This is a genomic window from Streptomyces sp. NPDC050508, from assembly GCF_040655155.1.
GTDB lineage: Bacteria > Actinomycetota > Actinomycetes > Streptomycetales > Streptomycetaceae > Streptomyces.
This window is the reverse complement of the sequence record NZ_JBFAJJ010000007.1, coordinates 474,306-484,626: the sequence shown is the minus strand read 5'-3', so window position 1 is coordinate 484,626 and position 10,321 is coordinate 474,306. Positions and strand designations below refer to the sequence as shown.

Below are 10,321 nucleotides of genomic sequence, written 5' to 3'. Positions count from 1 at the left end.
CATCACGGTGAGACCGGTGTCGGCGTCGAGCTGACCGCACGGTGGGGCTCTCGACACCGGCTTAAGGCGCCCCGAAGGCGACCGAACCAAAAGAGGTGCCCGCGTGGGTGCCTACTCAACTCCGGCCAGGTCAGAGCCTGCCGCCCCAACACCGGCCAGGTTAGAACCGCCAGCCCAATCAGAGCTTGACGATCATCTTCCCCGTGTTGTCCCCCCGCAGCTGCCCCAGGAACGCCTCAAGGTTGTTCTCGATGCCCTCGACGACGGTCTCCCGGTACTTCAGCTCCCCGGAAGCCACCCACGCCCCGACCTCCTGGACGAACTGCGGCTGCAGGTCGTAGTGGTCGCCGACGAGGAAGCCCTCGATACGGCCGCGAGTCTGAATGAGACGCCCCAGGTTCTTCGGTCCGGGAACCGGCTCGGTGCTGTTGTAGACGGAGATCATGCCGCAGATGGCGATGCGCCCACGCTCGTTCAGGGAGCCGATCGCGGCCTCCAGGTGGTCGCCGCCGACGTTGTCGAAGTACACATCGACACCGTCCGGAGCAGCCTCGCGCAGTTGCTGACTCACCGGCCCGTTCTTGTAGTTGAAGGCAGCGTCAAACCCGTACTCCTCCACAAGAAGCTTGACCTTCTCGTCGGACCCGGCAGAGCCGATGACCCGGGAGGCACCCTTGAGCTTGGCGATCTGCCCGACCTGGCTGCCGACGGCACCCGCGGCGCCGGAGACGAAGACCGAGTCGCCCTCCTTGAAGGAGGCGGTGCGCAGCAGGCCGGCGTAGGCGGTGAGGCCGGTCATGCCGAGGACGCCGAGGTAGGTGGAGAGCGGGGCGAGGTCGGGGTCGACCTTGACGGTGCCCTTGGCGTCGATGGTCGCGTACTCGCGCCAGCCGCCGAAGTGCAGGACGTGGTCGCCGACCGCGAAGCCCTCGGCGTTCGACTCGATGATCTCGCCGATCGCGCCGCCCTGCATGACCTTGCCCAGCTCGAAGGGGGCGGTGTACGACTTGGCGGCGCTCATGCGGCCACGCATGTACGGGTCGACGGACAGGTACTTGTTCCGCACCAGCACCTGGCCCTCGCCCGGGGTCCGGGTCTCGGTCTCCACCAGGGCGAAGTCCTCGGGCTTCGGCCAGCCGACCGGGCGGCTGAGCAGGTGCCATTCACGGTTGATCATCACAAGCGCCTTTCGTAGTGCAGGGTGACTCGCATACTGCTACTGCCAAATACTTCAGTACCTGAAACAACCATGCGCCTGAATATTTCATGATGTCAAGTAACGGGGTACGCTTGAGTGCATGGCGACACCCGAAAAGACGCATCGCTCCGACCCCGTGACCATGGAGGTCGTCGAGCTGATCGGCGATGTCGTGGCGCGGTTCTACGAGGATTACGAGGAAGCGGCGGGCGACCACAAGCTGACCGGGGCGCAGGCCAGGCTGCTCAGCCTGCTGTCCCTGGAGCCGCTGCCGATGCGCAAGCTGGCGCAGAAGCTGAAGTGCGAGCCGTCGAACGTCACGGGGATCGTGGACCGGCTGGAGACGCGTGGCCTGGTGGAGCGCCGCCCCGATCCCGCCGACCGGCGCGTGAAGCTGGCGGCGGCCACGGAGGAGGGGCGCCGGGTGGCGCGCAGCCTGCGTGAGTCGCTGCGGTTCGCCCGCGAGCCGCTTGCCGGGCTGTCGGACGAGGAGCGGCTGGCGTTGCGGGGGTTGCTGCGGCGGATGCTGGAGGTCTGAGCCGGGCGGATGCTGTTGACCTGAACCGAACGGCTCAGGAACACCACCACAGGATCTGCTTGCACGTCTCGGAGGGTGACGGTGTCGGGCTCGGGTCCGAGGACGACGGTTCCGAGGACGGGGTGGTCGTCGGGTTCGTCGTGGACGTCGACGCGGGGGACGTGGTGCCGCCTGTGCCGGTCGTCGGGGTCCCCGACTTCTCGGGGTCCTTCGTCTCCTTCGCGGACTTCGACGGCGACGCGGACGAGGATGCCGAGGCGTCCGGGGACGCCGTACCCGCGCTGGTTCCTACGGTCTTCGTGGCGTCCAGGGGCTCGGCCGTCTGCCCCGCCTCCGAGGATGCCCCGCCTTCTGCCGACGCGTCGCCGGGCGCCGCGGGCTTCGAGGTGGTGAACGGCGCGTCCGTGCCGAGCTCTGCCAGGCTCAGGCCGCCCGCCGCCAGTATGAAACCGGCCGTTATGAGAAGCACCCGGCGCCGACGCCGGCGATGTGCCGCGGCCTTGCGATCGCGACGGCTTCCGCTCGCCCTGCCGGGACCTTCGGTGTCGCCGTCACCGTCGAAGTCACCGCTGCCACCGCCTCCGCCTCCGCCACTGCCGCTGACGACCCGTCCGCGCCCGCGGCTCTTCCGGCGTGCGGCGCGCCCCTGGGGCTCGCCGTCCGCGTCGCCTTCCTCGTGTGCGGCGTCGGACGCATCCGCGTCCGTGCCCGCGTCCGTGCCTTCGTGCGCGGCGCCGCCCGTGTGCGGGCGCGCGTCAACTGCGCGCGCGTGGGCCTGAGTCGAGTCGGCTGATGCTTCGGCTGATGCGCCGCACCCCGGGCACGCGAGGGCGCCGTTCAGGTGCCGTCCGCAGGGGTGGCAGTAGTCCATGACGCCGGAAGACTAAGTTCCTCACAGGTAACGTTCATAGGCGCGCCTGTGAAAGTTGTGTAGGGAACGGACGACAATCGACACGAACCACCACGACTGGCCGGGACCACGATCGAAACCCTTGCCGAAACCGTTACGCGTTCGACCCATTGACACCCCCGCCCCGCCGTCCTTACTGTCTGCCCAGCATTTCGAACGTGAGCCGAAATTTCGAACAGCACCGAAGAGCACAGGGGGCAGCTGCCGTGCGCATCACGGGAATCAGTACGCACGTGGTCGGGACGCCATGGCGCAATCTGACGTACGTCCAAGTGCACACCGACGAGGGCGTCACCGGCGTGGGCGAGACCCGGATGCTGGGCCACACCGACGCGCTGATCGGTTACCTGCGCGAGGCCGAGGCAAACCACATTCTCGGTTCCGATCCGTTCGCGGTGGAAGACCTCGTACGCCGGATGAAGTACGGCGACTACGGGCGCGCGGGTGAAATCGTGATGTCCGGCATCGCCGTGATCGAGATGGCGTGCTGGGACATCAAGGGCAAGGCCCTCGGCGTGCCCGTGTGGCAGCTGCTCGGCGGCAAGGTCACCGACAAGGTGAAGGCGTACGCCAACGGCTGGTACACCACCGAGCGGACCCCGGAGGCCTATCACAAAGCCGCCCAGGGGGTCGTCGAGCGCGGCTACAAGGCCCTGAAGATCGACCCGTTCGGCACCGGGCACTTCGAACTCGACCACGAGCAGACCCTGTACGCGGTCTCCCTCATCGAGGCCGTGCGGGACGCGATCGGTCCGGACGCCGAGCTGATGCTGGAGATGCACGGCCGGTTCTCGCCCTCGACCGCCGTACGGCTCGCGCGCGAACTCGCGCCGTTCAAGCCTGCGTGGTTGGAAGAGCCGGTTCCGCCGGAGAACCTGAAGGCGCTGGAGAAGGTCGCGGCGAAGGTGGACATCCCCATCGCCACGGGTGAGCGCATCCACGACCGGATCGAGTTCCGCGAGCTGTTCGAGAGCCAGGCCGTCGACATCATCCAGCCCGACGTCGGTCACATCGGCGGTATTTGGGAGACGCGCAAGCTCGCCGCGACCGCCGAGGCGCACTACGTCCTCGTCGCCCCGCACAACGTCGGCGGGCCGGTTCTGACCGCCGCCTCGCTCCAAGTCGGCTTCTCCTCGCCGAACTTCAAGATCCTGGAGCACTTCAACGACTTCGCGGACGCGGAGATCAAGAAGGTCGTCAAGGGTGCGCCCGAGGTGATCGACGGTTACTTCCACCTCTCCGACGCGCCCGGTCTCGGCGTCGAGCTGGACACCGACGCGGCGGCCGAATTCCCGCAGCAGCAGGCGCGGTTCGACCTGTGGGCGGACGGCTGGGAGCAGCGCAAGCCGAAGGGTTCGAAGTGAGCGCCGCGGTCGTCATCGCGGCACCGGGCGAGCACCGGATCGCCTCGCACGAGCCCCGGCAGCCGGACGCGGGCGAGGCGCTGGTGCGCGTCCACGCGGTCGGCATCTGCGGCAGCGACCGCGAGGTGTACCAGGGCAACAGGCCCGAGGGATACGTCCGTTACCCCCTCACGCCGGGCCACGAGTGGTCCGGCACCGTGGAGGCGGTCGGCACCGGAGTGCCGTCGGCCCTCGTCGGCCGGAAGGTCGTGGGCGAGGGTTTCCGCAACTGCCAGGTCTGCGACCGCTGCCATGCGGGCGAGACAACGTTGTGCACGGCGGGCTACGAGGAGACCGGCTTCACCCAGCCCGGGGCGATGGCCACCACGCTCACCCTCCCCGCCCGGCTGCTCCATGTCCTCCCGGACGAGGCCGACTTGACGGCGGCGGCACTGCTGGAGCCGGCGGCCTGTATCGCGGCGGCGGCTCTGAAGGCGAATGCCCTCCCCGGTGAGCGGGTCGCGGTGGTCGGTACCGGCACGCTCGGCATGTTCGCGGTGCAGTTCCTGAAGGCGGGCTCCCCCGCCGAGTTGCTTGTGGTGGGTACCCGGCCCGACCGCGCGAAGCTGTCGAAGGAGTTCGGTGCGAGCCGATTCCTCACCAGGGACCAGGAGTTGCCCGACGACTTCGACGTCGTGATCGAGACCGCGGGGTCCGCGTCCGCCGCGCGTACGGCCGCCTCCCTGCTCCGGCGCGGCGGACGCCTGGTCCTCACCGGTATCCCCGCGCCGGGCGCCGAGGGTCTCGACCCCACCGATCTCGTCGTACGGCAGCTGGAGGTGCACACCGTCTTCGGGGCACCGCCGGACGCCTGGGCGCACACGGTGCGGGTGTTCGGGGCCGGGTTGCTCGATCCGCTTCCCCTGGTCACCCATGAGCTGCCGCTCGCCGAGTTCCCGCAGGCCATCGAGTTGGTGGGGTCCGGTGATCCCAAGGTCGGCAAGGTGCTGCTGCGGCCGTAGGACACCCCCAGTCGTACGCCGGCACGGGATGACCTGACCATCCCGTGCCGGCGTACCACCAGAGCCTTTCCGTACCCCGAGCCGCGAACCTCGTCCGAAATACCGAACGCGAAGGACAGCAAGTGACCGACACCGCCACGGCAGCCCGCCGGCCCGGGGAGCAGGCGCTCTCCGCGCTCGGCCTGGGTGCGCCCGCCCTCGACCCCGCCGACGCCTCGACCCACACCTTCCCGGACGGCGGTCGCTGGCGCACCGAGATCCCCTCGTGCGAGGGGCCCGAGGCGCTGGCGGTCATCCTCAAGGAGTCCTCGCGCCTGGACGTGCCGATCCACCGGATCAGTCAGGGCAGCGGTGTGTGGATGCTGACCGACGCCGAGATCACCGAGATGGTCGAGGCGACCGCCGAACGCGACATCGAGCTGTGTCTGTTCACCGGTCCGCGCGGGACCTGGGACATCGGTGGCTCGGTCCGCTCCGACTCGCGCGGCGGGGGTTTGCGTGCCCGGGGCCATGACGCGGTCGCCGGGTGCATGGAAGACGCCGTTCGCGCAACGGAGTTGGGCGTCAAGTGCCTGCTCGTCGCCGACGAGGGCGTGCTGTGGACGCTGCACCGGGCGCGGACGTCCGGGATCATCCCGGCCGACACGACGCTGAAGGTGTCGGCGCTGATCGGTCCCGTCAACCCGGCGGCGTACGCGGTGTACGAGAAGCTGGGCGCGGACTCGCTGAACGTGCCGAGCGATCTGACGCTGGATCACCTCACCGAGATCCGCCGGGTGTCGGCGGCGCCGATGGACATGTACATCGAGGCGCCGGACGACCTCGGTGGCTACATCCGGATGTACGAGGTCGCGGAACTGATCCGCCGGGGCGCTCCGCTGTACCTGAAGTTCGGCCTCTCCAAGGCACCCGGCATCTACCCGTGGGGCACCCACCTGCGGGACGTCACCCTGGACACGGCGAGGGAGCGGGTCCGTCGGGGCCGGCTGGCCCTCGACCTGCTGGCTCGGCACGGCGCGGACGGGGACATGGCAGCCCTCGGTACCAGGTTGCCGGGATCCCTCAACCGCTTCCCCACCGAGACTGCCACGGCATGAGCGATGGGGGCTGCGGGTTCGGTGGGGGCTGAGCGCGCAGTTCCCCGCGCCCCTACGGGGCGCACCCCATAAACGCAGCCCCAGTTTCCAGGGGCGCGGGGAACTGCGCGACCAGCCCCCACCGGGCCCGCACCGCACAACACAACCGGCACCACCCCGCACAACCGCACCTCGAACCACCCCCCAAGCTCGCTGCACCTCTCAACGACGAGAAGAATGAGGCCAGTTCACATGCGCATCCGCAGAAGCCGCGCCCTCCCCCTCATAGCCGGCGCCGCCACCCTCGCGCTGACCCTGTCCGCGTGCGGGCAGAGCGGTTCGGGAGGCAGCAAGGAGAAGGAGAGCAGCGCCAAGGGCGGCACGATCGGCATCGCGATGCCGACGAAGTCCTCCGCGCGCTGGATCTCCGACGGCAACAACATGGTCAGCGACCTCAAGACCAAGGGTTACAAGACCAAGCTGGTCTACGGCGAGGACGACCCGGACACCCAGGTCTCGCAGATCGAGAACATGATCACGCAGGGCGTCAAGGGCCTGATCATCGCGGCCATCGACAACAAGTCCCTGAACAACGTGCTCCAGGAGGCCGCGGCCGCGAAGATCCCGGTCATCGCCTACGACCGCCTGATCCTCGGCACCAAGAACGTCGACTACTACGCGTCCTTCGACAACACGAAGGTCGGCGTGCTCCAGGGCACGTACATCGCGGAGAAGCTCGGTCTCACCAGCGGCAAGAAGGGCCCGTTCAACATCGAGCTGTTCGCCGGCTCGAACGACGACAACAACACCAAGTACTTCTTCAACGGCGCGATGAGCGTGCTCCAGCCGTACATCGACAAGAAGGAACTGGTCGTCAAGTCCGGGCAGACCGCGCTCAACAAGGTCACCACCCTGCGCTGGGACGGCACCAAGGCGCAGAACCGCATGGAGGACATCCTCACCGGCTCCTACAAGAGCGGCCGGGTCGACGCGGTGCTGTCGCCCTACGACGGCATCTCCATCGGCATCCTGTCCGCGCTGAAGTCGGACGGCTACGGCTCGTCCAGCAAGCCGCTGCCGGTCATCACCGGCCAGGACGCCGAGCTGGCCTCGGTGAAGTCGATCATCGCCGGTGAGCAGACGCAGACCGTCTACAAGGACACCCGCCAGCTCGCCAAGGTCGCGGACACCATGATCGACGACGTCCTCAACAAGAAGACGCCGCAGACCAACGACACCAAGACCTACGACAACGGCACCAAGGTCGTCCCCGCCTACCTGCTTCAGCCGGTGAGCGTCGACAAGACGAACTACGAGGACGTGCTGGTCAAGGGCGGGTACTACACGGACGCTCAACTCAAGTAAGTCCGCGGCCAGTTACCCGACCCCACACTTGATTGGTAGGCACGACCATGGCGGGACCCGTCCTGGAAATGCGCTCGATCGTCAAGACCTTTCCCGGTGTAAAAGCGCTGTCGGACGTCACGTTGACGGTCCGTCAGGGCGAGGTCCACGCCATCTGCGGTGAGAACGGCGCCGGGAAGTCCACCTTGATGAAGGTGCTCTCCGGCGTCCATCCGCACGGCAGTTACGAGGGCGACATCCTCTTCGAAGGGGAGGAGTGCCGCTTCCGCGACATCCGGGCGAGCGAGCAGCGCGGCATCGTGATCATCCACCAGGAGCTGGCACTGGTGCCGTTCCTGTCCATCGCGGAGAACATCTTCCTCGGCAACGAGCACGCCTCGCGCGGGCTCATCAACTGGAACGAGACGCTGCGGCACGGCACCGAACTGCTGCGCCGGGTGGGCCTGAGCGACCACCCGGAGACCCGTGTCGCCGACATCGGCGTGGGCAAGCAGCAGCTCGTGGAGATCGCGAAGGCGCTGTCGAAGAAGGTGAAGCTGCTCATCCTGGATGAGCCGACGGCGGCCCTGAACGACGAGGACAGCGGCAAACTCCTCGATCTCATCCTGGAGTTGAAGAAGCAGGGCATCACCTGCATCATCATTTCGCACAAGCTGAACGAGATCCGCAGGGTCGCCGACTCGGTGACGATCCTGCGCGACGGCCGCTCCATCGAGACCCTCGACGTGAAGGCGCCGGAGACGACCGAGGAGCGGATCATCTCCGGCATGGTCGGCCGCGACCTCGACCACCGCTTCCCCGAACGCACCACGTACGAGGGGAAGCCCGAGGCGGCGCCCGCCATGGAGATCCGCGGCTGGACCGTGTTCCACCCGATCGACCAGCAGCGCAAGGTAGTTGACGATGTGTCAATAAATGTGCGCAGGGGCGAGATCGTCGGCATCGCCGGACTCATGGGCGCCGGCCGCACCGAACTCGCCATGAGCGTCTTCGGGCGCTCCTACGGCCGCTACGCCGGCGGCACGGTCCTCAAGGACGGCCAGGAGATCCGTACGAAGTCCGTCGCGGAGGCGGTCGCACACGGCATCGCCTATGTCACCGAGGACCGCAAGCACTACGGCCTCAACCTCATCGACACGATCAACCGGAACATCTCGCTGGCCGCCCTGAACAAGGTCGCCAAGCGCGGTGTGGTCGACGAGCAGGAGGAGCGGCAGGTCGCCGAGCGGTTCCGCAAGTCCATGAACATCAAGGCGCCGACCGTCTTCGAGCGAGTGGGCAAGCTGTCCGGCGGCAACCAGCAGAAGGTCGTCCTCAGCAAGTGGATCTTCGCGGGTCCCGAGGTGCTGATCCTGGACGAGCCCACCCGCGGCATCGACGTGGGCGCCAAGTACGAGATCTACACGGTCATCGACCAACTCGCCGCCGAGGGCAAGGCGGTGGTCTTCATCTCCTCCGAACTGCCGGAGCTGCTCGGCATGTGCGACCGCATCTACACGATGGCGGCGGGCCGGCTGACCGGTGAGGTACCCCGGGCCGAGGCCACGCAGGAAGTGCTGATGCGCCAGATGACGAAGGACAAAGAGGTAACGCGATGAGCACGGACGTCACCGACAAGATCCCGGCCGCGGCACCGCCGGGCAAGGACGGATCGGGCGCGGGCGGCGGCCTGTTGTGGCTGGTGCTGGACGGTCTGCGGCGCAACATGCGCCAGTACGGCATGCTGATCGCCCTCGGTCTGATCGTGATCCTCTTCGAGGTCTGGACCGGCGGGGACCTGCTGCTGCCGCGCAACGTCTCCAACCTGGTGCTGCAGAACAGCTACATCCTGATCCTCGCGATCGGCATGATGCTGGTCATCATCGCCGGGCACATCGACCTGTCGGTCGGTTCGCTGACGGCGTTCGTGGGCGCCTTCGCGGCGGTCCTGATGGTCAATCACCATGTGGCGTGGCCCGTCGCGTTGGTGCTGTGCCTGCTGATGGGCGCCGTGGCGGGCTCCGTACAAGGGCTGTTGATCGCCTACGCGGGCATACCGTCCTTCATCGTCACCCTCGCCGGAATGCTGCTCTTCCGCGGCCTCACGGAGATCCTCCTCCAGGGCCAGACCCTGGGCCCCTTCCCCAACGGCCTGCAGAAGATCGGCAACGGCTTCCTGCCCGCGGTCGGCCCGAGCACCAACTACCACAACATCACCCTGCTGTTGGGCCTCGTGATGATCGCCGCGGTGGTGTGGCAGGAGGTGCGCGACCGGCGCCGCCAGCAGGAGTTCTCGCTGGAGGTGGCACCCGCCAAGCTGTTCCTGCTCAAGCTCGTCGCGATCGTCGCCGCGATCGCCTGGCTCACCATGCTGCTCGCCAGCTACGACGGTGCGCCGATCGTGCTGATCATCCTCGGTGTCCTGGTGGCCGGTTACGGCTACGTGATGCGCAACACCGTCTTCGGCCGCCACATCTACGCGATCGGCGGCAATCTGCCGGCCGCGAAGCTGTCCGGCGTCAAGGACAAGCGCGTCACCTTCCAGGTGTTCCTGAACATGGGCGTGCTCGCGGCCCTGGCGGGTCTGGTGGTCACCTCCCGCCTCAACGCGGCCTCGCCGAAGGCCGGCGACGGCTTCGAACTGGAGGCCATCGCCTCCTCGTTCATCGGTGGCGCGTCCATGAGCGGCGGTGTCGGCACCGTCCTCGGCGCCATCATCGGCGGTCTGGTCCTCGGCGTGCTGAACAACGGCATGAACCTCCTCAGCGTCGGCACCGACTGGCAACAGGTCATCAAGGGCCTCGCCCTGCTGACCGCGGTCGGCTTCGACGTGTGGAACAAGCGCAAGTCCGGTTCGTAACGGAAGCTCCGCTGGTCGATCGGGATTGGC

At 67.7% G+C, this 10,321-nt stretch carries 9 protein-coding genes; 7 read left to right on the top strand and 2 right to left on the bottom strand.

Going from position 1 to position 10,321, the window contains the following annotated elements; genetic code table 11:
* Positions 1-178: 178 nt before the first annotated feature.
* On the bottom strand, positions 179-1,177 hold the full coding sequence (locus AB0I69_RS23045; protein WP_363097497.1) for an NADP-dependent oxidoreductase: 999 nt from the start codon (positions 1,175-1,177) through the stop codon (positions 179-181).
* Between the two features lie 121 nt (positions 1,178-1,298).
* On the opposite strand from AB0I69_RS23045, the gene AB0I69_RS23040 reads away from it, so the two are divergent.
* Positions 1,299-1,736, top strand: a complete 438-nt coding sequence (locus AB0I69_RS23040) for a MarR family transcriptional regulator (RefSeq protein ID WP_363097496.1) — start codon at positions 1,299-1,301, stop codon at positions 1,734-1,736.
* Positions 1,737-1,770: 34 nt separating this feature from the next.
* Here the strand turns inward: AB0I69_RS23040 and AB0I69_RS23035 are convergent, their stop codons facing one another.
* Positions 1,771-2,607, bottom strand: a complete 837-nt coding sequence (locus AB0I69_RS23035; RefSeq protein ID WP_363097495.1) for a hypothetical protein — start codon at positions 2,605-2,607, stop codon at positions 1,771-1,773.
* Positions 2,608-2,852: 245 nt separating this feature from the next.
* Between AB0I69_RS23035 and AB0I69_RS23030 the strand changes: the two genes are divergently transcribed.
* The 6 genes from AB0I69_RS23030 to mmsB all read left to right on the top strand — a co-directional run bounded on the left by AB0I69_RS23030 (position 2,853) and on the right by mmsB (position 10,291).
* Positions 2,853-4,010, top strand: coding sequence for a mandelate racemase/muconate lactonizing enzyme family protein (locus AB0I69_RS23030; RefSeq protein ID WP_363097494.1), 1,158 nt, complete (start codon positions 2,853-2,855; stop codon positions 4,008-4,010).
* Positions 4,007-5,011 carry an alcohol dehydrogenase catalytic domain-containing protein gene (locus AB0I69_RS23025; RefSeq protein ID WP_363097493.1) on the top strand — a complete coding sequence of 335 codons (1,005 nt, stop codon included), beginning with the start codon at positions 4,007-4,009 and terminating at the stop codon, positions 5,009-5,011. Before AB0I69_RS23030 ends, AB0I69_RS23025 begins: the two co-directional genes overlap by 4 nt.
* A gap of 122 nt (positions 5,012-5,133) precedes the next feature.
* The gene (locus AB0I69_RS23020; protein ID WP_363097492.1) at positions 5,134-6,108 is read left to right on the top strand and encodes a hypothetical protein; all 975 of its coding nucleotides are present in this window, start codon (positions 5,134-5,136) and stop codon (positions 6,106-6,108) included.
* A 231-nt stretch (positions 6,109-6,339) separates the two neighbouring features.
* Positions 6,340-7,452 (top strand): multiple monosaccharide ABC transporter substrate-binding protein, encoded by a 1,113-nt coding sequence (gene chvE, locus AB0I69_RS23015; RefSeq protein ID WP_363097491.1) that lies wholly within the window; start codon positions 6,340-6,342, stop codon positions 7,450-7,452.
* Positions 7,453-7,499: 47 nt separating this feature from the next.
* Positions 7,500-9,050 carry a multiple monosaccharide ABC transporter ATP-binding protein gene (gene mmsA / locus AB0I69_RS23010; protein WP_363097490.1) on the top strand — a complete coding sequence of 517 codons (1,551 nt, stop codon included), beginning with the start codon at positions 7,500-7,502 and terminating at the stop codon, positions 9,048-9,050.
* Positions 9,047-10,291: a multiple monosaccharide ABC transporter permease gene (mmsB, locus tag AB0I69_RS23005; protein WP_363097489.1), complete on the top strand. Its 1,245-nt coding sequence runs from the start codon at positions 9,047-9,049 to the stop codon at positions 10,289-10,291. The genes mmsA and mmsB overlap by 4 nt, the downstream gene beginning before the upstream one ends.
* Positions 10,292-10,321: the final 30 nt, after the last annotated feature.